We start from the raw sequence: 26155 nt of genomic DNA, 5'->3' as shown, positions 1-26155 counted from the left end.
CGGGTGCCCCGTCCGGGTGCGCCCGGGCGTGACGGGAGCGGGCGGGTTACGGTTCCGGGGTGAGCGAGCAGCGAGGCGGCGGTACGGGCTACGTGAACCCGAAGGGGTCCTTCGAGCGCGACCAGAACTACCTCACCACCCGCGTCACCGCCGACGGCCGCGACGGTTACCCCGTCGAGCCGGGGCGCTACCGCCTCGTGGTGGCGCGGGCGTGCCCGTGGGCGAACCGGGCGACGATCGTGCGCCGGCTGCTCGGCCTGGAGGCGGCGATCTCCCAGGGCATCTGCGGGCCCACCCACGACGAGCGCAGCTGGACCTTCGACCTGGACCCGGGCGGGAAGGACCCGGTGCTGGGCATCGAGCGGCTGCAGGAGGCGTACTTCGCGCGCGTGCCGGACTACCCGCGCGGCATCACGGTGCCGGCGCTCGTGGAGGTCTCCACCGGGCAGGTCGTGACGAACGACTTCGCGCAGATGACGCTCGACCTCTCCACCGAGTGGCGCGAGCACCACCGCCCCGGCGCCCCCGACCTCTACCCCGAGCACCTGCGCGACGAGATCGACGAGGTGAACGACGGCGTGTTCCGCGACGTCAACAACGGCGTCTACCGGGCCGGTTTCGCGGGCACGCAGGGCGCGTACGAACGGGCCTACGACCGGCTGTTCGCACGGCTGGACGAGCTGTCGGAGCGCCTGTCGCGGCAGCGCTTCCTCGTGGGGGACACGATCACCGAGGCGGACGTGCGGCTGTTCACGACGCTGGCCCGCTTCGACGCCGTCTACCACGGCCACTTCAAGTGCAACCGGAGCAAGCTCACCGAGATGCCGGTGCTGTGGGCGTACTTCCGCGACCTGTTCCAGACCCCCGGGTTCGGCGACACGACCGACCTGGTGCACATCAAGGCGCACTACTACGAGGTGCACCGCGACATCAACCCCACCGGGGTGGTGCCGAAGGGCCCGGACACCTCGGACTGGTGGGAACCGCACCACCGCGAAGAGCTGGGCGGGCGCCCGTTCGGCGACGGCACCCCGCCCCCGCCGCCGCTGCCGGAGGAGACCGTCCCGGCCGACCACCCGCCGCAGCGGGCCGCCTGACGGACCGCGCCGCCGGGTCCGGGTCCGGGTACTGGGGGTCTCAGCCCCGCGCGGGGGACGTCCCGGAGATCGTGGCCGACCCCAGCACCCGCGTGCCGGCGTAGAACGCCACCGTCTGCCCGGGCGCCACCCCGGTCAGCGGCGCGCGCAGCGCCACCCGCACCTCCTCGCCGGCCACCTCGGCGACGGCGGGCACGGCCTCGCCGTGGGCGCGCACCTGCACGTGGACCTCCACGGGACCGGACGGCTCCGGCGCGCTCCACACCGCCTCCACGGCACGCAGCTCCCCCACCGCGAGGCGCTCGGCGGGGCCGACGGTGACGGTGCGGCGCACCGGCTCGATGGACAGCACGTAGCGGGGACGGCCGTCGGGGGCGGGCCGGGTCAGTCCCAGCCCCTTGCGCTGGCCGACGGTGAACCCGTACGTGCCGGTGTGGGCGCCCAGCACGGCGCCGTCCTCGTCGACGACCTCACCGGGCTCCTCCCCCAGCTTCTCGGCGAGGAAGCTGCGGGTGTCGCCGTCGGGGATGAAGCAGATGTCGTGGCTGTCGGGCTTGCGGGCCACTGGCAGGCCGCGGCGCTCGGCCTCGGCGCGCACCCGCTCCTTGGTGGGGGCCTCGCCCAGCGGGAACATCGCGTGCGCGACCTGGTCGGCGTCCAGGACGGCCAGCACGTACGACTGGTCCTTGGCCGCGTCCGCGGCGCGGTGCAGCTCGGCGCCGCCGGGGCCGGGCAGCACGCGCGCGTAGTGGCCGGTGCAGACGGCGTCGAAGCCGAGGGCGATCCCCTTGTCCAGCAGGGCCGCGAACTTGATGCGCTCGTTGCAGCGCACGCACGGGTTGGGGGTGCGCCCGGCGGCGTACTCGGCGACGAAGTCCTCCACCACCTCCTCCAGGAACGACTCGGAGAGGTCCCACACGTAGAAGGGGATGCCCAGCAGGTCGGCGGCGCGGCGCGCGTCGAGCGCGTCCTCGATCGTGCAGCAGCCGCGCGAGCCGGTGCGCAGCGTGCCGGGGGCGCGGTTGAGGGCCATGTGCACGCCGACGACGTCGTGCCCGGCGTCCACCGCGCGCGCGGCGGCCACCGCGGAGTCCACGCCGCCGCTCATGGCGGCCAGCACCCGCATCAGGACGCCTCCGCCGCGGTGCCGGCGGACGGAGCGCCGGTGGCGGCCGCCGGGCGGCGCCGGCGCGCCCGGGAGGTGCGCGCCGAACCGGACGCGCGGCGAGCGCGCTCGACGGCGGGGCCGATCGCGGCGAGCGCGGCGTCGACGTCCGCGTCGGTGGAGCTCCACCCCAGGGAGAAGCGCAGCGCCCCGGCGGCCTCGCCCTCGTCCAGGCCCATCGCGAGCAGGACGTGGCTGGGCCGCGGCACGCCCGCCTGGCAGGCGGAGCCGGTGGAGCACTCCACCCCGGCGGCGTCGAGCAGGTACAGCAGCGAGTCGCCCTCGCAGCCGGCGACGGTCACGTGCGCGTTGCCGGGCAGGCGGTGCGCGGCGTCGAGGACGGGGTCGCCGCGCAGCACCAGGCCGGGCACGGCCGCGCGCAGGCCCGCCACGAGGCGCTCGCGCAGCGCAGCGGTGCGCTCCCCCTCACCGGGGTCGGCGAGCGCAGCGGCCAGGGCGGCGGCGGTGGCGCGCGCCGCGGGGGCGTCGAGCGTGCCGGAGCGGGCGCCGAGCTCCTGCCCGCCGCCGTGCTGCAGCGGCACGAGCGGGGTGCCGCGGCGCAGCAGGAGGGCCCCGGCACCGACGGGCCCGCCGAACTTGTGCGCCGACAGCGACAGGGCGTCCGCACCGCTGGCGGCGAAGTCCACGGGGAGGTGGCCGACGGCCTGCACGGCGTCGGTGTGCAGCGGCACCCCGGCGGCGTGGGCCAGTTCGGCGGCGGCGGAGACCGGCTGCACGGTGCCGACCTCGTTGTTCGCCCACATCAGCGACACGAGCGCGACCTCGCCGGCGCCGTCGGCCAGCTCGGCGCGCAGGGCGTCCAGGTCGGCGCGGCCGTCGGCGTCCACGGGCAGCAGCCGCACGTCGGCGCCCTCGTGCTCGGCGAGCCAGGCGGCGCAGTCCAGCACCGCGTGGTGCTCGGCGGCGCCGACGAGCACGCGGCGGCGGCGCGGGTCCGCGTCGCGGCGAGCCCAGTACAGGCCCTTCAGGGCGAGGTTGTCGGCCTCGGTGCCGCCGGAGGTCCACACCACCTCGGCGGGACGCGCCCCCACGGCGGCGGCCAGCGCCTCGCGCGACTCCTCCACGGCGGCGCGCGCACGGCGCCCGCTGGAGTGCAGTGACGACGGGTTGCCGGCCAGGGAGGCCGCGGCGGCGTACGCCTCGAGGGCCTCGGGCCGCAGGGGGGTCGTCGAGGCGTGGTCGAGGTACGCCGTCACCCCACCAGTGTAGGAGCGCGCGGTCGTGCCCCGGCCCCCTCGACCCGGCACGCGGCGCCCGCCTCGGGCAGACTGCGCCGGTGCCTGTTCCGACCACGCGCCGCGACGGACCGACCGCTCCCCGTGCCTCCCGGAGGACCTCCCCGCACCCCCTGGGCGTCACGCTGCGCCCGGAGGGCGAGGGCGGCGGCGCCGACGTCGCCGTCCTGGCCGCCCACGCCGACGCCGTGGAGGTGTGCGTGGTCGGCGACGACGGCCGCGAGGCGCGCACCGCCCTGCCGGACGTGGAGCTGGGCGTGTGGCACGGGCACGTGCCGGGCCTGCGGGAGGGCTCGCGGTACGGGCTGCGGGTGCACGGGCGCTGGGACCCGGAGCGGGGGCTGCGGCACAACCCCGCCAAGCTGCTGCTGGACCCGTGCGCGCGGGGGGTGGAGGGCGAGGTGGACCTCGTCCCGGAGGTCTTCGGGCACGCGGTCGGCGCCGACCTGCGCGGTGACCTCGCGGTGCCGGACGGGCGGGACAGCGCCGGGCACGTCCCGCTCGGCGTGGCGCTGGGGCCGATGCCCGAGCACCTGCGGGTGCGCCCCGGCGAGCAGCCGCGCACCCCGTGGTCGCGCACCGTCGTCTACGAGGCCCACGTGAAGGGCCTGACGAAGCGCCACCCGGACGTCCCGGAGGAGCTGCGCGGCACCTACGCCGCCCTGGCGCACCCGGCGGTGCTGGAGCACCTGACGTCCCTGGGCGTGACCGCGCTGGAGCTGCTGCCGGTGCACGCCAGCACCTCGGAGGTGCACCTGCGCCGGCGCGGCCTGGTCAACCACTGGGGGTACAACACCCTGGCCTTCAACGCCCCGCACCCGGGGTACGCGACGGCCGCGGCGCGCGCCGCCGGCGCCGCGGCGGTGCGCGAGGAGTTCCGGGGGACGGTGGCCGCGCTGCACGGGGCGGGCATCGAGGTGCTGCTGGACGTCGTCTACAACCACACGTGCGAGGAGGGCCCCGACGGCCCGCACCTGTCGCTGCGCGGGCTGGACGAGGCGACGTACTACCTGCGCGACGCGGGCGGGCGCCCCTTCGACGTCACCGGCTGCGGGAACTCCCTGGACTTCGGTGAGCGCCGCGTCGTGCAGTTCGCGCTGGACTCCCTGCGGCACTGGGTGAGCGAGTACGGGATCGACGGTTTCCGCTACGACCTGATGACGACGCTGGCGCGCGGCCGGGAGGGCTTCACCCCCGACCACCCGCTGCTGGTGGCGCTGACGAGCGACCCGGTGCTGGCGGGCGTCAAGCACGTCGCCGAGCCGTGGGACGTCGGCCCCTTCGGCTGGCGCACCGGCCAGTACCCGCCGCCGGTGCACGAGTGGAACGACCGGTTCCGCGACGGGGTGCGCCGGTTCTGGCTCACCGACGCCCGGGAGGTGGCGCTGGGCCACGGGGCGCCGGACGCGGCCGGGCGGGGACTGCGGGAGTTCGCCACGCGCTTCGCCGGCTCGGCGGACACGTTCGACGTCACCCGGGGACGGCTGACGAGCGTGAACTTCGTGACCGCGCACGACGGGTTCACGCTGGCCGACCTGGTCTCCTACGACCGCAAGCACAACGAGGCCAACGGCGAGGGCAACCGCGACGGCAGCGACTCGGACACCAGCTGGAACCACGGGGTGGAGGGCCCCACCGACGACCCGTCGGTGCTGGCGGCGCGACGGCGCAGCACCCGCAACCTGCTGGCGACGCTGCTGCTGTCCTCGGGCGTGCCGATGCTCACCGCGGGCGACGAGCTGGGCCGTTCGCAGGGCGGCAACAACAACGCCTACTGCCAGGACAACGAGATCTCGTGGGTGGACTGGGACCTGGCGGACTGGCAGCGCGACCTGCTGGCCGACACGCGTGAGCTGGTGGCGCTGCGCTCGCGCTACCCGGTGCTGCAGGACGCCGGGGTGCGGCGCGGGCACCCGGTGCGCGAGCAGCGCGAGGACCTGCTGTGGTTCGCCGAGGACGGCGCGGGCATGACGGTGGACCGCTGGCACGACGCGGGGCGGCGCATCCTGCAGGTGGTGGTCGACGGCCGCGACCGCGGCCTGGCGTCCGTGCTCGTCGTGGTGAACGCCGGCGAGCGCCAGCGCGACGTGGTGCTGCCGCGCGTGGAGGGGCTGGCGCGGTTCCACCCGCGCTGGAGCAGCACCCCCGACCGGCGGCGACGGGCGGCGGCGGCGGGCGAGCCGCTGCGGGTGCCGGCCTGGTCGGTGCGCGTGCTGGCGACCGCCTGAGCGGGCGGGCCCGGGCGGGCGCCGCCGCGGTGGTGCTGCTGCCGGGCACGGGTTGCCGCGCGGTGGAGCTCGCCGCGCAGGAGGCGGCGCTGGCCCGCTCGGGGCGGCGCGCGGTGCCGCTGGACCTGCCCGGCCACGGCGCGGAGCCGCCCGTGCCGGGCGCGGCGACGCTGGAGGCGGTGGCGGCGCGGGTCGGGGAGCGGGTGGCGGCGCTCGCCGGTCCGGGGCCGGTGGACCTCGTGGGCCACTCCACGGGCGGCGTGGTGGGTCTGCTGCTGGCCGCGCACCGGCCGGAGCTGCTGCGCCGGCTGGTGCTGGTGGACTCCAACGTGCCGGTGAGCGGCGAGGCGGTGGCCGCGAAGCGGGTCCGCGCGGCGGCGGTGCGCGCCGACGGCTGGCACGAGGTGCTGGTGACGTCCATGCGCGCGGCGTGGGGCGAGCGCCTGCCCCGGCTGCGCGAGGAGGTCGTCGCCCGCATCGCGGCCACGCCGGAGGCCGCTGTGCGCCGGTTGTGGGCGGACGTGCTGGAGCTGGACCCGCGTCCGGTGCTGCGGGCGGCGCGGGTGCCGCTGCTGCACGTGCGCAGCACCCGCGACGTGGACGCCGCCGGGTTGCGGGCGCTGAACCCGCGCGCCCGCTCCGCGGACCTGCGCCCGCTGGCCGCCGGGCACTGGCCGCACCTGGTCGAACCGGACCGGGTGAGCGCGCTGCTCCTGGAGTTCCTCGACGACGGCGGTGGCGGCGAGGACGGCGGTGGTGCGGGTGGCGGGGCGGACCCCGCCCCACCACCCGCGCCCTGAGCGGCGGCGCGCGTCAGGCGTTGGCGACGAGCCCCAGCTCGGCGGGCGTGGCCAGGCCGCCGTGCCGGGGCAGCACGCGCACGGTGTACCCGAACGGGCCGGTCTGCCGCAGCGCGACCTCACCCTCGTAGCGGTGCCGGCCGTCGCCGAAGTCCTCCGCGTGCCGCAGGGCCAGCACGCCGGAGGGGCTGAGCTGGTCGGACTCGCTGACGCGGCCGTGCACGACCTGCACCTCCACGTCGTCCGGGCGCAGCGAGCCCAGGGAGACGAAGCCGCGCACGTGGAGCACGTCGCCGACCTGGGCGGAGTCGCCCACGCCGGAGGACTCCACGTGGTCGACCCGCACGCCCGGCCACGCCCCGCGCACCTCGCCCTTCCAGCGCGCCAGGTCCTTCGCCGCGGCCGCGCCGGAGGCCGCGGCGGCCCGGCCCGCGACGGCGGCCGGCACGTACAGCTGCCGCACGTAGTCGCTGACCATGCGGCTGGCGAGGACCTTCGGCCCCAGCGAGGCCAGGGTGTGGCGCACCATCTCCAGCCAGCGCGCGGGCAGGCCGCGCTCGTCGCGGTCGTAGAACCGCGCGGCCACCGAGTTCTCGACGAGGTCGTACAGCGCCGCCGCCTCGAGGTCGTCGCGGCGGTCGGGGTCGTCGACGCCGTCGGCGGTGGGGATCGCCCACCCGTTGCCGCCGTCGTACCACTCGTCCCACCAGCCGTCGAGGATCGACAGGTTCAGCCCGCCGTTCAGGGCGGCCTTCATGCCCGAGGTGCCGCACGCCTCGAAGGGGCGCAGCGGGTTGTTCAGCCACACGTCGCACCCCGGGTACAGCGACAGCGCCATGGTGATGTCGTAGTTGGGCAGGAAGACGATGCGGTGGCGCACCTCGGGGTCGTCGGCGAAGCGCACCATCTGCTGGATGAGGCGCTTGCCGGTCTCGTCGGCCGGGTGGGACTTGCCGGCGATGACGAGCTGGACCGGCCGCTGCGGGTGCAGCAGCAGCGACTTCAGCCGCTCGGGGTCGCGCAGCATGAGCGTCAGGCGCTTGTACGTCGGCACGCGCCGGGCGAACCCGATGGTCAGCACGTCCGGGTCCAGGACCTCCCGGGTCCAGGCCAGCTCGGCCTCGCTGGCGCCGCGCTGCAGCCACGACAGCCGCAGCCGGCGGCGGGCGTCCTCCACCAGCCGGCCGCGCAGCACCCGGCGGGTGCGCCAGATCTCCTCGTCGGGGACCTGGTCGACCTTCTCGAACCCCTGGCCCTCGCGGACGAGTTCGGGGCCGATGTACTGCTCGCCCATGCGCAGCACCTCAGCGGCGACCCACGTGGGGGCGTGCACGCCGTTGGTGATGGACGCGATGGGCACCTCGGGCGCGTCGAACCCGGGCCACAACCCGTCGAACATGCCGCGGCTGACGGCGCCGTGCAGCTTCGAGACGCCGTTGGCGCGCTGCGCCAGGCGCAGCCCCATGACGGCCATGTTGAACACGCCGGGGTCGCCGCCGGGGTAGTCCTCGGCGCCCAGGGCGAGGACGCGCTCGACCGGCACGCCCGGCAGCGGGTTGCCGGGGCCGAAGTACAGCTCGATCTGGTCGCGGCCGAAGCGGTCGATGCCGGCGGGCACGGGCGTGTGCGTGGTGAACACGGTGGCGGCCCGGACGGCCTCCAGCGCCTCCTCGAACCCCAGGCCCCGCTCGACGTGCTCGCGGATGCGCTCCACGCCGAGGAACCCGGCGTGCCCCTCGTTGGTGTGGTAGACCTCCGGCTCCGGTGCACCGGTCAGCCGCGACCACGCCCGCAGCGCGCGCACCCCGCCGATGCCACACAGCAGTTCCTGCTGCAGGCGGTGCTCGCCGCCACCGCCGTAGAGCCGGTCGGTGACGGAGCGGGCCGCGTCGTCGTTCTCCTCCACGTCGGAGTCCATCAGCAGCAGCGGGACCCGCCCGACCTGCGCCTTCCACACCTGGGCCGTCAGGCGGCGACCGCCGGGCAGGTCCACGTGGACCTTCACCGGGGTGCCGTCCGCCTCGCGCAGCAGGGCCAGCGGCAGCCCGTCCGGGTCCAGGACCGGGTACGTCTCCTGCTGCCAGCCGTCGCGGGAGAGGGACTGCTTGAAGTAACCGGTGGCGTAGAACAGCCCGACGCCGACCACGGGCACGGCCAGGTCGCTGGCGGACTTCAGGTGGTCGCCGGCGAGGATGCCCAGGCCGCCGGAGTACTGCGGCAGGGCACCGGTGATGCCGAACTCCATGGAGAAGTACGCGATGGACCGCGGGGCGTCCGGCCCCAGGGAGGCGTACCAGCCGGGTCGCGCCAGGTAGGAGCGCAGGTCCGCCGCGGCGGCCTCGACGCGGCGCACGAAGCCCGCGTCGGTGGCGAGGGCCTCCAGCCGCTCCGTGCTCAGGGCGCCCAGCAGGGCGCCCGGTTCGCGGTGCACGGCTACCCAGGCGGCCGGGTCCATGGACTCGAACAGCTCGCGCGTGGGCTCGTGCCACGACCAGCGCAGGTTGCTGGCCAGCTCCCCCAGGGGGGCCAGCGGGGCGGGGAGCACGGTGCGGACGGTGAAGCGTCGGATGGCTCTCACGAACATCGACAGTAGCCGCGCGGGCACGCGCACGACAGGTGAGCGCTCCACCTCCGCGGCACCGCGCGCCCCGCCGCCGCCCGGCCCGCGCGAGCGGGAACGGCGGCCGCTCCCCCGCAACTTCCCCGCGACACCTCCGCCCGCCGTCGGTAGGTTGCCGCACGTGACGACGAAGGAGCAGCCGACGACGCGCGGGACCGCCGCCACCACGGCGCGACGCCCGGACACCCCCTCGGCGGGCGGCGTGCCGGCCGGGAGCAGCACCCGGCCGGTGGTCGGGCGCATCCCCGTCCTCGACGTCGCCCCCGCGGTGGACGCGGGGCGCTGGCCCTCCAAGGCGGTGGTCGGGGAACTCGTGCCGATCACGGCCACCGTGTTCCGCGAGGGCCACGACGCGGTCGCCGCCACGGCCGTGCTGGTGCGCCCGGACGGCACCGACGGCCCCAGCGCGCGCATGACCCTGACGAACGCCGGCACCGACCGCTACGCCGCCGTGCTCGTGCCGGACGGCGAGGGCGACTGGGGGGTGCGGGTGGACGGCTGGTCCGACCCGTACGGCACCTGGGACCACGACGCGACCATCAAGGTCGGCGCCGGGGTGGACGTGGCGCTCATGCTGGAGGAGGGCGCCCGGCTGCTGGAGCGCGCCGCGGACCTGCCGGGCCGCGACCGCGAGGGCGCGCAGGTGCTGCGCGACGCCGCCGGCCGGCTGCGCGACACCTCCCTGGGGGACGGCGAGCGGCTGGCCGCCGGGACGTCCGACGGCGTGCGCGCCGCCCTGGACCGGCTGCCGCTGCGCGAGATGGTCTCCCCCTCCCCCACCCACCCGCTGGTGGTGGAGCGACGGCTGGCCGCGTTCAGCAGCTGGTACGAGTTCTTCCCCCGGTCGGAGGGCGCGTACTTCGACGAGGCCGCCGGCCGGTGGGTCTCCGGCACCTTCCGCACGGCGGCAGAGCGGCTGCCCGCGATCGCCGACATGGGCTTCGACATCGCGTACCTCACCCCGATCCACCCCATCGGGCGCACCAACCGCAAGGGCCCGAACAACTCGCTGAACGCCGGCCCGCTGGACCCCGGCTCGCCGTACGCGATCGGCGCCGCCGAGGGCGGTCACGACGCCATCCACCCGGAGCTGGGCACCTTCGAGGACTTCGACTTCTTCGTGGCCCGGGCCAGGGAGCTGGGCCTGGAGGTGGCGCTGGACCTGGCGCTGCAGTGCGCACCGGACCACCCGTGGGTCACCGAGCACCCGGAGTGGTTCACCACGCGCGCCGACGGCACGATCGCCTACGCGGAGAACCCGCCGAAGAAGTACCAGGACATCTACCCGCTGAACTTCGACAACGACCCCGAGGGCATCTACGCCGAGGTCAAGCGCGTGGTGGACGTGTGGATCGAGCACGGCGTGACGTGCTTCCGCGTGGACAACCCGCACACCAAGCCGGTCGAGTTCTGGGAGTGGCTCATCGGCGAGGTGCGCCGCGAGCACCCCGAGGTGGTGTGGCTCTCGGAGGCGTTCACCCGCCCGGCGATGATGCACACCCTGGCCAAGGTGGGCTTCCAGCAGTCGTACTCCTACTTCGCGTGGCGCAACGCCGGCTGGGAGATCCGCGAGTACCTGGAGCAGCTCACCACGGAGTCGGCGCACTACATGCGGCCCAGCTTCTGGCCCACGACGCACGACATCCTCACCCCCACCATGCAGTACGGCGGCCCGCCGGTGTTCAAGCTGCGCGCCGTGCTGGCCGCGCTGCTGAGCCCGTCGTGGGGCATCTACTCCGGCTACGAGCTCGTCGAGCACGCCGCGCGCCCCGGCGCCGAGGAGCAGCTGGACAACGAGAAGTACCAGTTCCGTCCCCGCGACTGGGAGCGCGCGGAGCGCGAGGGCTGGAGCCTGGCGCCGTACCTGAAGCGCCTGAACGAGGTGCGCCGGGCGCACCCCGCGCTGCAGGAGCTGCGCGGCACGGCGTTCCACCCCTGCGACGACGAGAACGTCCTGGCGTTCTCCCGCCGCCGGGTGGCACCCGACGGGACCGAGGACCTCGTGATCGTGGTCGTCAACCTCGACCCGCACGCCACCCGCGAGACCACCGTGCACCTGGACATGGGCGCGCTGGGCCGGCAGTGGTGGGAGCGGTTCACCGTGCGCGACGAGCTGACCGGCGCGGTGCACGAGTGGGGCGAGCACGACTACGTGCGACTGGACCCGTACGTCGAGCCCGCGCACGTCTTCCACGTGCTGCCGCACGGGGCGGGAGGATGACCTTGGAGAACCTCCACATCGCCGGCCCCGGCCTGAAGAACGACCCGCAGTGGTACAAGACCGCCGTCTTCTACGAGGCCCTGGTCCGCGCGTTCTCCGACTCCAACGGCTCTGGCACCGGGGACTTCTCCGGCCTGACCGACCGCCTCGACTACCTCCAGTGGCTCGGCGTCGACTGCCTGTGGCTGCCGCCGTTCTTCGCGTCCCCGCTGCGCGACGGCGGGTACGACATCGCCGACTACAACGCGGTGCTGCCCGAGTTCGGCACCCTGCCGGACTTCCAGCGCCTCGTGCAGGAGGCCCACCAGCGCGGCATCCGCATCATCATCGACCTGGTGATGAACCACACCAGCGACCAGCACCCGTGGTTCCAGGCCAGCCGCTCCGACCCCGACGGCCCGTACGGCGACTTCTACGTCTGGAGCGACACCGACGAGAAGTACGCCGACGCACGCATCATCTTCGTCGACACCGAGACGTCGAACTGGACGTTCGACCCGGTGCGCCGGCAGTACTTCTGGCACCGCTTCTTCAGCCACCAGCCGGACCTCAACTTCGAGAACCCGGCCGTCGAGGAGGCGATGTTCGACACCGTCCGCTTCTGGATGGACATGGGCATCGACGGCTTCCGCCTCGACGCCGTCCCCTACCTCTACGAGGAGGAGGGGACCAACGGCGAGAACCTGCCCGCCACCCACCAGTTCCTCAAGCGGCTGCGGAAGATGGTCGACGACGAGTACCCCGGCCGGGTGCTGCTCGCCGAGGCCAACCAGTGGCCGTTCGACGTGGTGGAGTACTTCGGCACCGAGGAGGAGCCGGAGTGCCACATGTGCTTCCACTTCCCCGTCATGCCGCGGCTGTACTACGCGATGCGCGAGGGCAAGGCCACGCCGATCATCGACATCCTCTCGGCGACGCCGGAGATCCCCGTCTCCAGCGGCCAGTGGGGCACGTTCCTGCGCAACCACGACGAACTGACGCTGGAGATGGTCACCACCGAGGAGCGCGCCGCCATGTACGGCTGGTACGCGCCCGACCCGCGCATGCGCGCCAACATCGGCATCCGCCGGCGCCTCGCGCCGCTGCTGGACAACTCCCGACCCGAGATCGAGCTCATCCACGCGATGGTGCTGTCGCTGCCGGGCAGCCCGTGCCTGTACTACGGCGACGAGATCGGCATGGGCGACAACATCTGGCTCGACGACCGCGACGCGGTGCGCACGCCGATGCAGTGGACCCCGGACCGCAACGCCGGCTTCTCCTCCGCCGACCCCGGCAAGCTGTACCTGCCGACCATCCAGTCGCTGGTCTACAACTACCAGGCGGTCAACGTGGAGGCGCAGCTGGCGACGTCCAGCTCCCTGCTGCACTGGGTGCGCCACGTCCTCGCCGTGCGCCGGGCGCACCCCGCCTTCGGGCTGGGGCGCTACGTGCCGCTGACCCCGCGCCACCCGGAGAGCACCGAGGAGGGCCTCAGCCCCGCGGACGCCTCGCTGGAGGCCGCCGTCGGCGCCGCGCAGGTGCGCCCCGACGAGGGGTACTGCAGCAACGACTCCGTGCTGGCGTACCTGCGCGTGCTGGAGCCCACCCAGGAGCAGGAGGGCGAGACGGTGCTGTGCGTCAACAACCTCTCCGACCACGCGCAGTCGGCGGTGCTGCGGATGCCCGGTCAGGCGGGCGCGGGCGTGCGGGACCTCTTCGGCGGCGCCGCCTTCCCCGACGTGGACGCCGAGGGAGGCCTGACCGTCACCGTCGGCCCGCGAGGTTTCTACTGGCTGAAGCTCGGAGGTGGCTCGTGACCGGCCCCACCACCACGGACCCGGCCTCGGACGCGGCCCTCGCCGAGCTGCTGCTGCAGTGGGCGCCGCACCAGCGGTGGTTCGCCCACAAGGGCGCCTCGGTGCACCTGCAGCGCCTGGAGCGCACCCCCCTGGACGAGGGCGGCGTGGCGCAGCTCGTGGCCCTGACCGTGCGCACCGGCGCGGGCGAGGAGGCGACCAGCACCGTCTACGCGGTGCCGCTGACGGTGCGGCCGGCCCCCGACGACGACCTCGCCGGCGCGCTGGTGGGGCACCTGCCGGACGTCGACGGGGCGGAGGCCTGGGTGTACGACGGCCCCCACGACCCCACCTTCACCCGCGCCCTGCTGACCCTCGTCGCCGCCGAGGAGGGCGCCGGGTCGGCGGCCTTCGGCGTGCACGGCACGAGCGCCGACGGCGGCCTGCCGGTACCCACCGGCGCGAGCACGAAGGTGCTCGGCGGCGAGCAGTCGAACACCTCCATCGTCGTCACCCCGCCGCCCGGTTCGGACGCGGCACCGCTCATCGCGAAGGTGTTCCGCGTCCTCAGCGCCGGCGACAACCCCGACGTCGTCGTGCAGACCGCCCTGGCCGCGGCCGGTTGCGAGCGCGTGCCCCGCCCCGCGGGCTGGGTCGACGGGCAGTGGACCGCCCCGGACGGGCGCGTCGCGCACGGCCACCTCGCGCACCTGACGGAGTTCCTCGCCGGCTCGCAGGACGCCTGGCGGGTCGCCACCGCCGCGGTGGAGCAGGGGCGCGACTTCAGCGCCGAGGCGGGCGAGCTGGGTGCGGCCACGGCCGAGGTGCACGCCGTCCTGGCCCGGGAGCTGGCCACCGAGCCCGCCACGCCCGAGCGCCTCGCCGCGTTCGCCGACGGCCTGGCCGCCCGGGTGGCGTGGGCCTGCACCGCGGTCCCGGAGCTGCACGAGGTGGCGGAGGCGGCCACCGCCCGCGTCGACGCCGTGCGGCACGTCAGCGGTGCGCCGGACCTGCAGCGCGTGCACGGCGACTACCACCTGGGGCAGGTGCTGCGCTCCGAGCAGCGCGGCTGGGTGCTGCTGGACTTCGAGGGCGAACCGCTGCGACCGCTGGCCGAGCGCAGCGTGCCCGACCTCGCGCTGCGCGACGTGGCCGGGATGCTGCGCTCCTTCGACTACGCCGCCTCCAGCGGCGCCGGCCGGGTGGGCGAGGAGGCCGCCGGCCGCTGGGCCGCCGCCTGCCGCGAGGCCTTCCTCGCCGCGTACGCCGCGGGCACCGGTGTGGACCCGCGCGAACCCGGCTCGGCAGCCGCGACCCTGCTGGCGGCCCTCGAACTGGACAAGGCCCTGTACGAGGTCGTCTACGAGGTCCGCAACCGGCCGGACTGGGTAGGCATCCCGATGGGCGCCGTGCGACGCCTGACGTCGTGACCACCACGGCCTGACCGACCGACCGAGAACCCCGGTCCGTTCCGACGCGCGGGCGGGCCCTGCCGACCGGAGACTGGAGCCCATGTCGAGCGAAGCCGCCACCCCCCGCCCCGTGGACGCGGACGACCTGGCCAAGGTCGCCACCGGGTCCCACTGGTCGCCGCACTCCGTGCTGGGCGCGCACCCGCACGACGGTGCCGTGACCTACCGCGCCCTGAAGCCGTTCGCCTCCGCCGTCACCGTGCTCACCGAGGACGGCGGCCGCGTCGGCCTGGTCCACGAGCACGACGGCGTGTGGGCCGGGGTCCACCCCGGTGGGTCCGTCGGCGACTACCGCCTGGAGGTGACCTACCCCGACGGCGAGCCGCACGTCGTCGACGACCCCTACCGGTTCCTGCCCACCGTCGGCCAGGTCGACCTGCACCTCATCGGCGAGGGCCGCCACGAGCAGCTGTGGGACGTCCTGGGCGCGCACGTGCGGCACTGGGACGGCCCCCGGGGCCGTGTGGACGGCACCGCGTTCGCCGTGTGGGCCCCGAACGCGCAGGCCGTGCGCGTCGTGGGCGACCACAACCACTGGGACGGGCGCGCGCACGCGATGCGCTCGCTGGGTTCGTCCGGCGTGTGGGAGCTGTTCGTGCCCGGCGTGGGCGCCGGCAGCCGCTACAAGTTCGAGATCCTCGGCCCGGACGGGCACTGGCGGCAGAAGGCCGACCCGATGGCCCAGGCCACCGAGGTGGCGCCGGCGACCGCGTCCGTCGTGGCGGAGTCCGCCTACGAGTGGGGCGACGCCGACTGGCTGGCGAAGCGCGCGGCGACCGACCCGCACTCCGGGCCGGTGTCCGTCTACGAGGTGCACCTGGGCTCCTGGCGCCAGGGGCTCGGCTACCGCGAGCTGGCGGAGGAGCTGGTCTCCTACGTCAGCGAGGCCGGCTTCACCCACGTGGAGTTCCTGCCCGTCATGGAGCACCCGTTCGGCGGCTCCTGGGGCTACCAGGTGACGTCGTACTTCGCGCCCACCTCGCGGTGGGGTTCGCCCGACGAGCTGCGGCACCTCATCGACCGCCTCCACCAGGCCGGCATCGGCGTCATCATCGACTGGGTCCCCGGGCACTTCCCCAAGGACGAGTTCGCCCTGGCCCGCTTCGACGGGACGCCGCTCTACGAGCACCCCGACCCGCGCCGCGGCGAGCAGATGGACTGGGGCACGTACGTCTTCGACTTCGGGCGCAGCGAGGTGCGCAACTTCCTCGTCGCCTCGGGCCTGTACTGGCTGGAGGAGTTCCACGCCGACGGCCTGCGCGTCGACGCGGTCGCCTCGATGCTCTACCTGGACTACTCCCGCGAGGAGGGCCAGTGGCTGCCCAACCAGTACGGCGGCCGGGAGAACCTGGAGGCCATCAGCTTCCTGCAGGAGGCCAACGCCACCGCCTACAAGCGCACCCCCGGCATCATGATGATCGCCGAGGAGTCCACGGCGTTCCCCGGCGTCACCGCCCCCACCAGCGGCGGCGGCCTCGGCTTCGGCCTGAAGTGGAACATGGGCTGGATGCACGACTCGCTGCAGTACGTGTCCCAGGACCCGGTCTACCGCCAGTACCACCACGGCGAGCTGACGTTCAGCCTCGTCTACGCGTTCAGCGAGCAGTTCTGCCTGCCCATCTCCCACGACGAGGTGGTGCACGGCAAGGGCTCGCTGCTGCGCAAGATGCCCGGCGACCGCTGGCAGCAGCTGGCGAACGTGCGCGCCTACCTGGCGTACATGTGGTCCCACCCCGGCAAGCAGCTGCTGTTCATGGGTGCGGAGCTGGGTCAGGAGGCCGAGTGGTCCGAGGGCCGCTCGCTGGACTGGTGGCTGCTGGACACCCCCTGGCACAAGGGCCTGCACGACCTGGTCGCGGAGCTCAACGCCCTGTACAAGGCGCACCCGGAGCTGTGGTCCCAGGACTTCTCGCCCGAGGGGTTCGAGTGGATCGACGGCGGTGACAACCAGCGCAACCTCGTCTCGTACGTGCGCCGGGCCACCGACGGCAGGCAGCTGGCCGTCGTGGTGAACTTCTCGGCCAGCCCGTACGAGGACTTCCGCGTCGGCCTGCCGCGGCCGGGCCGCTGGAAGGAGCTCCTGAACACCGACGCCGAGCGCTTCGCCGGCTCGGGCGTGGTGAACGACGGCACGATCGTCGCCGACGGCCCGGCGTGGAACGGCCAGCCGCAGTCCGCGGCGCTGCGCGTGCCGCCGCTGGGCGCGATCTGGCTGGTGCCGGAGGACTGACCCGCAGCACCCACGACGGCGGCCNGGGTGACCGGCCGCCGTCGTCGCACGCGGGCGGGAGCGGGTCAGCTCTCGGCGGGCTCCACCGGGTTCGCCTCCAGGTAGTCGCCCACCACCTCCGAGACGGGCTCCTTGCCGACCTGCACCCGCGCCAGGTACTCCGTGAGCTTCTCGGTCGTCAGGGTCTCCGAGAAGGCGTTCAGCGCGTCGGCGATGCGGCTGTCGCTCCTCGCCGCGCTGATCAGCGGCACGACGTTCTCGGCCAGGAACAGGTCCTCCGGGTCCTCCAGCACGACGAGGTCGTTGGTCTCGATCGAGGAGTCGGTGGTGAAGAGGTTGGCGACCTGGACGTCGCCGTCCAGCAGCGCCTGGACCGTCAGCGGGCCGCCGACGTCCAGCGAGCGGTAGCCGGCGAACTCCACGCCGTAGACCTCCTCCAGCCCCACCAGGCCCTGGTACCGCTCGGCGAACTCCGGCGCACCGCCGGCCGTGAGCTGCCCCGCCACCGGTGCGAGGTCCGCGATGCTCGTCAGGCCGTACTGCTCGGCGGTGGCCCGGGTGACCGTCAGGCTGTCCTTGTTCTGGGCCTCGGCCTGCTCCAGCACCGTCAAGCCGTCCGGCAGCGCGTCCTGCAGCGCCTCGTACACCTCCTCGGGGGTGCTGACGTCCTCGGGGACGCCGCCCTCGGAGACCGCCGCGAGCAGGGCGCCGTTGTACTCGGGGATGAGGTGGATCGAGCCGTCCTGGAGGGCGCGCAGGTAGATCTCGCGGGAGCCGATGCCGAAGTTCCGGTCGACCTCGACGCCGGACTCCTCCAGCACCTGCGCGTACATCTCCGCCAGCAGCTCGTTCTCGGGGAAGTTCGCCGAGCCGATCACCAGCGCGGACGTCGCGGTCTGCCCGGTGCCGGGGTCCGCGGCCAGCGGGTCCTCCCCCGCCCCGCAGGCGGCCAGGCCGAGTGCGGTGCTCGCGGCCAGGGCGGTCGTCAGCAGGGTCCTGCGCTTCACGGGTGGATCCTTCCGTCGGTCCTCACGCCAGGTCGGCGTCGAGGCGGGACTGGGCCGGGGTGGGCGGGCGGCGCCCGCCGCGGGCGCGGCGCGGGCGGCGGCCGGTGAGCCCCCGGGAGACGACGGACCGCTGCGCCACGGCGAGCAGCAGGTCCAGGACGATCGCCAGCACGGCGACCACGACCGCGCCGGCGGCCACGCGACCGTAGTCGTTGACGGCCAGGCCGTCGATCAGCAGGCGCCCCAGGCCGCCCAGCCCCACCGCGGCGGCGACCGTCGCGGTGGCCACCACCTGCAGCGTCGCCGCGCGCAACCCGCTGAACAGCACGGGCAGCGCCATCGGCACCTCCACGCCGAACAGCACCTGCAGCGGGCGCATGCCCATGCCCCGCGCGGCGTCCACGGCGGCGCGGTCCACCGAGCGCAACCCGGCGTAGGTGGAGGTGAGGATCGGCGGGACGACGAGGACCACCAGGGCGATGAGGACCGGCAGCACGTTCAGGCCCATGAGCGTCACCAGCAGCATGAGCAGGCCCAGCGTCGGCAGGGCCCGCCCGGCGTTGCCCGCGTTGATCGCCAGGAGGGAGCCGCGGCCGGTGTGGCCGATGAACAGGCCCAGCGGGAAGGCGATGAGGACACCGGCCAGCAGGGCCAGGCCGGTGTACCCCAGGTGCGCCAGCACCAGCTGCGGGATGGAACCCGGCCCGCTCCAGTTCGCCGGGTCCAGCAGGTACGGGGTGTTCTCCACGGCGCTCAGCCCTTCCGTCCGGCGAGGCGGGTCCACGGCGTCGCCCAGCGCTGCAGCAGCACCAGCAGCAGGTCGGCGACCGCGGCGAGCAGCAGCGTCAGCACGATCCCGGTGACGATCGGCGCGGCGTAGTCGAGCTGGAACCCGCGGGTGAACAGCTCCCCCAGCCCACCGACCCCGATGAGCGCCCCGACGCTGACCAGGCTGATGTTGGAGACCGCCGCCACCCGCGCGCCGGCCAGCACCACGGGCAGCGCCAGCGGCAGCTCCACCTCCAGCAGCCGCCGCGTGCGCCGGTACCCCATGGCGGTCGCCGCCTCCGCCAGCGCCGGGTCCACCGAGCGCAGCCCGTCGGCGACCGTGCGGGCCATCAGCGCCAGCGTGTAGACGGCCAGCGCCACCACGATGTTCACCGGGGACAGGATGCGGGTGCCCAGCAGGTACGGCAGCGTCACGAACACCGCCAGGGACGGGATGGAGTACACGATCCCCGACAGCCCCATCAGCGGCTGGTACAGGCGGGGGAAGCGCACCCCCAGGTAGCCCACCGGCAGCGCCAGCAGCACGCCGATCAGGAGCGGCACGACGGCCAGGAGGACGTGCTGGGCGAGGGCGTCGAGGACGACGCCGGAACTGCCCCGCAGGTAGTCGATCACTGCGGCTCCGTGGTTGGACCGGGACGGGGACGGCCCCACAGTTCAGCACCCGGCGGCCGGCTCCGCGAACCGGGGGGCGTGTTCCGCGCGGGTAGCGGCCCGGGACGGCGCCCGGGGGCCGGCCGGGGAGCCGTTCAGGGGCGGGGTGCGCGCATCCGCGCCAGCGGGGGCGCGTGCAGCGGCTCGGTGCGCCAGGTGCCGCGGAAGGTGCCCGCGGCCACGTCCAGCTCCAGCACCAGGCGGTGCGGGGTCTCCACGAACACCACGTCCACGCGCAGCGAGCGCGGCCCCGTCCACGCCCAGCTCGTCGCCAGGGCGCCCGTGGTCCTCCAGCCGTCGCCCAGCGCGGCGGCCAGCCGGTCCTCACCGTCCTCCAGGACGAGCGACCAGCCGGCCGCGGCGCGCTCCAGGCGGACCCGCGCCAGCGTGGCCGGGGCGCTGCTGGGGGCGGCGGTGAGCAGCGCCGGCTCAGGCTCGCGCACCGGCCCCGAGGACGGCGGCACGTCCAGGCGCAGCCCGCGCAGGCGGGCGGCGAGCGCGGCGTCGTGCGCGGCGGCGTCCGGGGGCAGCGGCGGACCGGACAGGGCGGGCACCAGGTGCTCCCAGACCGCCTCCAGCAGCACCTGCGTGGGCACCGTCTGGCCGGTGATCGCCACGACGGCGTCCTGCTCGGGCAGCACGAGGGCGAACTGCCCGTAGGCCCCGTCGGCGCGGTAGCCGTGCCGGGAGGGCCAGAACTGGTACCCGTACCCGAGCTGCCAGTCCGGGTCCGGGTGGGCCGCGCAGGTGTCCACGTGGGAGCGGCCGACCTCGTCGACCCACTCCGCGGGCAGCAGCTGCTCCTCGCCCCAGCGCCCCCGGCCCAGGTGCAGCTGCCCCAGCTTCGCCAGCGCGTCCGTGGTGGCGTGCAACCCGGAGAAGCCGACCTCGCGACCGTGCGCGTCGGTGAGCCAGGCGGTCTCGCCGATGCCCAGCGGGTCCAGCACGCGCGGGCGCAGGTACCGCGTGAGGGTGCCGCCCGTGGCCCGCTGCACGACGGCGGCGATCGCGAACGTGCACGGCTGGTTGTAGGCGAAGACCGTGCCCGGCTCGCCCTCCGGCGGCAGGCGCAGGAAACCGCGCACCACGTCGCCGGTGGGGTCGGCGCTCGCCGCCCCGATCGTCTCGCCGCGGTGGCCGCTGGCCATGGCGGCCACGTGCCGCAGCGTGATCGAGCGGGAGCGCTCGTCGGTCACGTCGGCGTCGAGCTCGGGGAAGTGCGACAGGACGGTGGAGTCCAGGTCCACCAACCCCTCGGCCACCGCCAGGCCGAGCGCGGTGGCGGTGAAGCTCTTGCTCACCGAGTACAGCAGGTGCAGCCGGTCCGGGGCGTACGGCTCCCACCAGCCCTCCGCGACCACCGCCCCGCTGCGCAGCACGGCCAGGGAGTGCAGCTCGACACCGTCGGCGGCCTCGACCGCGTCGAGGAAGGCCGCCACGCCGCGGGCGTCGACGCCGAGGGCGGAGGGGGCGCTGCGGGGCAGCTCGCCGCCGGTGCCGGTCGCGGTGGTCGCGTCGGTGCTCACCCGCGTGATCCTAGGCGGCGCCGGGGGCGCCCCGCGGGAACGCGGCGGGCGCTCCCGCGAGGCGGGCGGGGATCAGAACAGCGCGCGCGAGAGCGCCGTGCGCGCTGTCGCCACGCGGGGGTCACCCGCGCCGACGACCGTGAACAGCTCCAACAGGTGGGCGCGGGCCGCGTCCCGGTCCTCGCCCGCGGCGCGCCGCACGATGCGCAGCAACCGCTCGAAGGCGTCCTCCACGTGGCCGCCGACGAGGTCGAGGTCGGCCACGACGATCTGCGCGGTGACGTCGTCGGGGGCGTCGGCCGCGGCGGCCCGGGCCGCACCGGCGTCCACCCCGCTCAGCCGGCGCAGGACCTCGACGCGCGCCAGGCCCTCGGTGGCCGCCGCGTCGCGCGGGTCGCTCGCCAGCACCTTCCGCCAGGCGGCCGCGGCGGCGTCGTAGTCGCCCGCCTCGGCCGCGGCCTGCGCCTCGGCGTGCAGCGGGGGCAGCGAGGGCTGCTCGGGCTCGGGGGTCTCGGCGGGCGCCTCACCGGCCACGCGGCCGGTCACGCCGTTGGCCTCGGCGACGCGCAGGACCTCCTCGAGCAGCGGGCGGGCCTCCTCCGCCGGGGGGTAGGCGCCGGTGAACAGCGGCAGCGGCTGGCCCTTGACGATCGCGGCGACCAGCGGCACCGAGCGCGCCTGCAGCGACTGCAGCAGCGACTGCGCCAGCGCGGGCTCGGCCTGCACGTCGATGCGGCCCAGCAGGAACCGCCCGGCGAACTCGCCGGCCAGCTGCGCGAGGACCTCCGAGCCGGTGTCGTACCCCTCGGCCCACAGGTCCAGCACGACGGGGAACTCCACCGAGCGCTGGACGACCTCGGCGAAGGACTCCTCGGTGACGTCCACGACGAACGGGGAGGCCTGCTGCGCGGAGTCGGGGTCGGCGGACGCGCGGCGGGCGACCTCCTCGCGGCGGGAGTTGCGGGCCGCCAGCGCACCGAGGTCCACCGCCCCGCGCAGGTTCAGCCCCGCACCGGGGGGAGTCGGCTGAGTCATGGCGATCAGCTTCTCACGCGGTCACCGCGGGCCGGCACCGGCCCGCGACGCCGGCGGGGTTCAGCGGTGGGGTTCAGGACGCCTCGACGGAGACCGGCCCGCTCTGCACGGCGACGGCGGAGACCTGCCCGTCGCCCGGCGGGACGGCGAAGACGACGACCTCCTCCAGCACCGTGGTCACGGAGGTGACGTCGCCGTCGCGGCCGGCCAGGGCCGCCGCGACGTCCTGCAGGGTGCCCGGCCGCCCGCCGGCCGGCCCGCGGGCCGTCACCGAGGACCGGTACCCCGCCACGACGAGGGCCCCGCCGTCGCGGGTGCGCACGGCCACGACGGAGTCGTCCAGCAGGTCGCGCTCCTGGGTCAGCGACCCGCCGGCGGCCTCCAGCGCGCCGGTCTGCTCCTGCGCGGAGGAGACCACGCTGCTCCGGTACGCGTCGGCGGTGAACCGGTCGGCGAACTCGCTGTCGTCCCCGTGCAGCAGCACGTCGGCGTAGCGCTCCGCCACGGCGCGCGGGCTCATCGGCAGGTTGGTGTCCTCGTCGGGCCCCACGACCGCGGCCCCGTCGGCGGGGGCGCCGGTGGTGGGCAGGCTGGCGCCGGGCAGCAGCGAGGGCGTGCCCCACACCCGGTACGGCTCGCGGGCCGAGGGCGAGCGCAGCACGACCACCGACGGCTTGCTGTCCTCGCCCGGCTCCGTGACGGTCAGGAACCAGCGCGGCCAGCCGTCCTGGCGCGGCAGCACGGAGGAGATGGCGTCCAGGTCGTCGGCCCCGGCGGCCGGCGGGGCCACGCCGGCGGCGGCGACGGTCGCGGCGGCCCGGCGCAGGTCCAGCTCGGGGCCGGTGACGCGCGCGGCGAGCGCGTCCAGGTCGGTGGCGGCGGGGTCGCCGGCGGCGCCGAGGGCGGCGGTGGCCGCCTCGGCGATGCGGGCGGCCTGGGCGGGCTGGACCACCAGGGCCGTCCGCTCCCCCGCGGCGGCCGCCGGGGCGGTGACCGCGGGCAGCTCCGCGCACGCCGGCAGCACCAGCACGGCGGCGCAGGCGGCGAGCGCGGCGGCCCGGGTCGTCGCGCGGGCCGCCGCAGGGGTCGTCGCGCGGGCCCTGGTGGTGCGGGGCGGTCGCATCAGCGGGTCTCCTGCCGGGCGGGGCGGGCGGGCGGGCGCGAGCCGCGCGCGGGGCGGCGGCGGTGCAGCAGCAGGCCCACCGCGCCGAGGACGGCCAGGACGGCGCCACCGGCCGCGAGGGGCACGGCGACGGGGTGCCGGGCGGCGTCGCCGGTGAGGCGCCAGGTCAGCTCGACCTGCTGCGGGGCGGCGGCGGTGCCGTCGGTGGTGACGACGGCGACCGCCCCGCCCGCGGCGTCGAGGGCCTCGTCGGAGGTGGTGTCCCAGGTCAGCTCGGCGCTGCCGGGACCGTCCGCGGAGGCGAGCCACACGTCCGCGGCCCGGGGGTCGGCGGCCGCGCCGGAACCCTGCGCACCGGTGCGGGCGAGGGGCTCGTCGAGGTCACCGGCCACGCCGGTGACCTCGGTGCGAGCGGCCTCCCCCAGCCACGCCCGCGCGTCGCGCGCGGTGGTGACGCCGACGAACACGTCCCGGCCGTCCTCGGCGGAGGCGCGGACGGTGGCGGCCGGCCCGGACAGCTCGAGCAGCCCGGGGGTGGTCACGACGGCCACCGAGCCGGCGGCGGGCCGCACCCCGGCGGTCAGGGTGCCCGGCGGGGCCAGGACCGTCAGCAGCAGGGCACCGGCGACGGCGCAGCCGACGCCGGCGAGCAGCAGCAGCCGGGCGATCGCGCGTCGCACGTGGTCCTCCGGTGTGGTGGGGGTCTCGCCCGGGTCGGTGGGCGTCGGGCCCGGTTCCACCACGGGCGACGGCGGCCGCGGACGGGGTGCCGGGTACGGGGGGACACCCTACGCACCCGCGGGCCGTGCCCGGGAACGCCGCGAGCGCTGAACCGCCCCCGGGGGCGGTCCCGTTGTCACCGGTGACGGACCCGTGGACCGGTCCCGCGCGGACGGTCCACGGGCCGTCGCACCGCGGCGGCCGGCCGCGGCACCCCGCGCCCGACCCAGGGCCCGCCCGGGCCACCCGACGAACGCGGAGGACCTCCACGATGACCGCTGCCCGATCGTCCACGACCGCGGCCCCGGCCGCGCCCACCGTCACCCGCGGCGCCGCGAGCGCCGCCCGCACCCCGGCAGCGACCAGCGCCGGGCTGCTGCTGCTGCGCCTGGTCACCGGCGCCCTGCTGCTCGTGCACGGCGTCCCCAAGCTGTCCGACCCCGCCGGTGCGACCGGGACGGCCGCCTCGGTCGGGGTGCCGGCTCCCGACCTCGCGGGCTGGCTGGTGATCCTCGGTGAGGTGGGCCTGGGCGCGCTGCTGCTGGTGGGGCTGCTCACCCGCGTGGCGGGCGGCCTGCTGGTGCTGCAGATGGCGGGGGTGTGGCTGCTCGTGCACGCCCCGCAGGGCTTCCTGGTGCAGGGTCAGGTCAACGGCGAGAACGCGCTGCTGCTCGGTGCGGCCGGCCTGGCGCTGCTGTTCACCGGTGCGGGCCGCTTCTCCCTGGACGCCGCCGCGCAGCGGGTCCTGCCCCGCTCGCGCGGCTGACGCCGGCGGGGCCGGCGGGGGTCACTGCCCCCGGCCGGCCTCGCCCTGCGCGCGCTCCACGGCGGCCTCCAGCCGCTCCAGCTTGCCCGTCAGCTCCCCGTCGCGACCGGGCCGGAGGTCCGCCTTGAGCACGAGGGAGACGCGGGGGCCGTGCCGGCCGACCGCCTCGCAGGCCCGGCGCACGACGTCCATGCACTCGTCCCACGAGCCCTCCACCGTGGTGAACATCGCGTCGGTGCGGTGCGGCAGCCCCGAGGAGCGCACGACGAGCACGGCGTCCGCGACCGCCGCGCTCACCGAGTCCGGCGCCCCCTCGGGCGCGGGACCACCGGACGGGGAGACGGAGAAGGCGACCAGCACGCGTCCACGCTAGGCGCCGCGCCCGGCCGTCGCCTGCCGGACGGTGCGCCACCGCGCGGCTACGCTGCTGGCAGCGGCCGCGCCGCGCCGGGGACCGCCGCGCGGCAGCCCCTCAGCCCGTCCCCGTCACGTCCCGGAGGTCCGCCGGTGTCCCACGAGTCCCCCGACGCCTTCAACGTCGTCGTGCGCGGTTACGACCGCGGTCAGGTCGAGGCCCGGCTGCAGCACCTCGAGGACGCGCTGCGCGAGGCGCGGGCCCGCGTGGAGGAGAGCGACGCGCGCGCCCTGCGCGTGGCCGCCGAGCTCAGCCAGGCCCAGAAGGAGCTGCGCGAGCACGACAAGCCCACCTACTCCGGGCTCGGGGCGCGCATGGAGAAGCTGCTGCGCCTGGCCGAGGACCAGTCCGGCGAGATCCTGCGTTCCGCCCGCCGCGACGCCGACCGGCTGCGCGAGGAGGCGCGCGCGGAGGCCCTGGAGACCCGCGCGCGCGCCGACGAGGACGCGCAGCGGCGCACCGGGGGCGCCGCCCGGGACGCGGAGGAGATCATCTCCCGCGCCCGCACCGAGGCGGAGGGCATCGTCGAGGCGGCGCGGCGCAGCGCGGCGGAGACCACCGCGGCCGCCGAGCGCCACGCGGCGAACCTGCGCGCGCAGGCCGAGCACGAGACCTCCGAGGCGATCGCCGCCGCCGAGCGGCACGCCGCCGAGCTGCGCGCGCAGGCGGAGCGGGAGTCGCTGGAGCTGCGCACCGGCACCGAGGCCGCCGTGCGCGAGCAGGAGCTGGCCCTGGCCGCCGCCCGCGAGCGCGCCGCCGAGGAGGACCGCCAGCGCCTGGAGGTCGCCGCCGCCCGCACCGCCGCCCGCATCGCCGAGGCCGAGCAGCGCGCCGCCGAGGCCGAGGAGCGCGCCCAGCAGGCCGCCGAGGCGGCCGAGTCCATCCGCGCCGAGGCGCTGGCCCAGGCGGCGCTGCGCGCCGAGACCGCCCGGCAGGAGGCCGACGGGCTGCTGACCGACGCGCGCACGCGCGCGCAGCAGATGATCGACACCGCGCGCGAGCAGGCCGAGCGCAGCCGCGCCTCGGCGCAGTCGGAGGTCGACGAGCTGATGCACCAGCGCGACGAGATCACCGAGCACCTCGACGACCTGCGGGGCCTGCTCGGGCTGACCCCGCCGGTGATCACCACCCCGGCGGGGACCGGCGAGCACGAGGAGGGGGCCGAGGTCGTCGACCTCAGCGAGCGCGCCCCGCGCGAGGACCGCGCCGGCGCGGTCGGCTGAGCCGTGCGCGGGGGGTCCCGGGCGGCCGGG

General features: G+C 75.8%; 20 protein-coding genes. 9 read left to right on the top strand and 11 right to left on the bottom strand.

Annotated features, from left to right (window positions below; genetic code table 11):
* Window positions 1-59 precede the first annotated feature (59 nt).
* The gene (locus MN205_RS21915) at window positions 60-1097 is read left to right on the top strand and encodes a glutathione S-transferase family protein (protein ID WP_242127770.1); all 1038 of its coding nucleotides are present in this window, start codon (window positions 60-62) and stop codon (window positions 1095-1097) included.
* Window positions 1098-1137: 40 nt separating this feature from the next.
* Here MN205_RS21915 and mnmA read toward each other — a convergent pair whose 3' ends face one another.
* Entirely contained in the window at window positions 1138-2223 is a 1086-nt protein-coding gene (gene mnmA / locus MN205_RS12650; protein WP_242127768.1) for a tRNA 2-thiouridine(34) synthase MnmA, read from the bottom strand.
* A complete protein-coding gene (locus MN205_RS12645) occupies window positions 2223-3479 on the bottom strand; it encodes a cysteine desulfurase family protein (protein ID WP_242127767.1) in 1257 nt (418 codons plus the stop codon). The genes mnmA and MN205_RS12645 overlap by 1 nt, the downstream gene beginning before the upstream one ends.
* 80 nt (window positions 3480-3559) lie before the next feature.
* Between MN205_RS12645 and glgX the strand changes: the two genes are divergently transcribed.
* Together glgX and MN205_RS12635 are read left to right on the top strand one after the other, a co-directional pair.
* Window positions 3560-5746, top strand: a complete 2187-nt coding sequence (glgX, locus tag MN205_RS12640; RefSeq protein ID WP_242127765.1) for a glycogen debranching protein GlgX — start codon at window positions 3560-3562, stop codon at window positions 5744-5746.
* 29 nt (window positions 5747-5775) lie between these two features.
* Window positions 5776-6546: an alpha/beta fold hydrolase gene (locus MN205_RS12635; RefSeq protein ID WP_242127763.1), complete on the top strand. Its 771-nt coding sequence runs from the start codon at window positions 5776-5778 to the stop codon at window positions 6544-6546.
* Between the two features lie 13 nt (window positions 6547-6559).
* Here MN205_RS12635 and glgP read toward each other — a convergent pair whose 3' ends face one another.
* Complete coding sequence (gene glgP, locus MN205_RS12630; RefSeq protein WP_242127760.1) at window positions 6560-9124, bottom strand: alpha-glucan family phosphorylase; 2565 nt, start codon at window positions 9122-9124, stop codon at window positions 6560-6562.
* Between the two features lie 163 nt (window positions 9125-9287).
* On the opposite strand from glgP, the gene MN205_RS12625 reads away from it, so the two are divergent.
* From MN205_RS12625 to glgB, 4 genes are all read left to right on the top strand, one after another.
* Window positions 9288-11387, top strand: a complete 2100-nt coding sequence (locus MN205_RS12625) for an alpha-1,4-glucan--maltose-1-phosphate maltosyltransferase (RefSeq protein WP_242127758.1) — start codon at window positions 9288-9290, stop codon at window positions 11385-11387.
* Window positions 11384-13186, top strand: coding sequence for a maltose alpha-D-glucosyltransferase (gene treS, locus MN205_RS12620; protein ID WP_374115923.1), 1803 nt, complete (start codon window positions 11384-11386; stop codon window positions 13184-13186). Before MN205_RS12625 ends, treS begins: the two co-directional genes overlap by 4 nt.
* Window positions 13183-14595: a hypothetical protein gene (locus MN205_RS12615; protein WP_242127754.1), complete on the top strand. Its 1413-nt coding sequence runs from the start codon at window positions 13183-13185 to the stop codon at window positions 14593-14595. The genes treS and MN205_RS12615 overlap by 4 nt, the downstream gene beginning before the upstream one ends.
* A gap of 82 nt (window positions 14596-14677) precedes the next feature.
* Window positions 14678-16867 (top strand): 1,4-alpha-glucan branching protein GlgB, encoded by a 2190-nt coding sequence (glgB, locus tag MN205_RS12610; protein WP_242127752.1) that lies wholly within the window; start codon window positions 14678-14680, stop codon window positions 16865-16867.
* Window positions 16868-16932: 65 nt separating this feature from the next.
* On the opposite strand, the gene MN205_RS12605 is transcribed toward glgB, so the two are convergent.
* The 7 genes from MN205_RS12605 to MN205_RS12575 form a co-directional block, all read right to left on the bottom strand.
* Complete coding sequence (locus MN205_RS12605; protein WP_242127750.1) at window positions 16933-17874, bottom strand: ABC transporter substrate-binding protein; 942 nt, start codon at window positions 17872-17874, stop codon at window positions 16933-16935.
* 22 nt (window positions 17875-17896) lie between these two features.
* Complete coding sequence (locus MN205_RS12600) at window positions 17897-18622, bottom strand: ABC transporter permease (protein ID WP_242127748.1); 726 nt, start codon at window positions 18620-18622, stop codon at window positions 17897-17899.
* 5 nt (window positions 18623-18627) lie between these two features.
* Entirely contained in the window at window positions 18628-19278 is a 651-nt protein-coding gene (locus MN205_RS12595) for an ABC transporter permease (protein WP_242127746.1), read from the bottom strand.
* A 134-nt stretch (window positions 19279-19412) separates the two neighbouring features.
* Window positions 19413-20843, bottom strand: a complete 1431-nt coding sequence (locus tag MN205_RS12590) for a serine hydrolase (RefSeq protein WP_242127744.1) — start codon at window positions 20841-20843, stop codon at window positions 19413-19415.
* A gap of 72 nt (window positions 20844-20915) precedes the next feature.
* Window positions 20916-21878, bottom strand: a complete 963-nt coding sequence (locus tag MN205_RS12585) for a co-chaperone YbbN (protein WP_242127742.1) — start codon at window positions 21876-21878, stop codon at window positions 20916-20918.
* Window positions 21879-21951: 73 nt separating this feature from the next.
* Window positions 21952-23001, bottom strand: a complete 1050-nt coding sequence (locus MN205_RS12580; RefSeq protein ID WP_242127740.1) for a hypothetical protein — start codon at window positions 22999-23001, stop codon at window positions 21952-21954.
* Complete coding sequence (locus tag MN205_RS12575; protein WP_242127739.1) at window positions 23001-23681, bottom strand: hypothetical protein; 681 nt, start codon at window positions 23679-23681, stop codon at window positions 23001-23003. Before MN205_RS12575 ends, MN205_RS12580 begins: the two co-directional genes overlap by 1 nt.
* A gap of 311 nt (window positions 23682-23992) precedes the next feature.
* Here MN205_RS12575 and MN205_RS12570 point away from each other — a divergent pair, with 311 nt between their 5' ends.
* Window positions 23993-24487 carry a DoxX family protein gene (locus MN205_RS12570; protein ID WP_242127737.1) on the top strand — a complete coding sequence of 165 codons (495 nt, stop codon included), beginning with the start codon at window positions 23993-23995 and terminating at the stop codon, window positions 24485-24487.
* Between the two features lie 21 nt (window positions 24488-24508).
* Here the strand turns inward: MN205_RS12570 and MN205_RS12565 are convergent, their stop codons facing one another.
* Complete coding sequence (locus MN205_RS12565) at window positions 24509-24847, bottom strand: thiamine-binding protein (RefSeq protein WP_242127735.1); 339 nt, start codon at window positions 24845-24847, stop codon at window positions 24509-24511.
* Between the two features lie 147 nt (window positions 24848-24994).
* Here MN205_RS12565 and MN205_RS12560 point away from each other — a divergent pair, with 147 nt between their 5' ends.
* On the top strand, window positions 24995-26125 hold the full coding sequence (locus MN205_RS12560) for a hypothetical protein (protein ID WP_242127733.1): 1131 nt from the start codon (window positions 24995-24997) through the stop codon (window positions 26123-26125).
* The last annotated feature ends 30 nt before the right edge of the window (window positions 26126-26155 follow it).

The sequence above is a fragment of the Kineococcus sp. TRM81007 genome, assembly GCF_022669155.1.
GTDB lineage: Bacteria > Actinomycetota > Actinomycetes > Actinomycetales > Kineococcaceae > Kineococcus.
The sequence above is the reverse complement of the archived record's forward strand: the minus strand, read 5'-3'. Positions and strand labels throughout refer to the sequence as shown.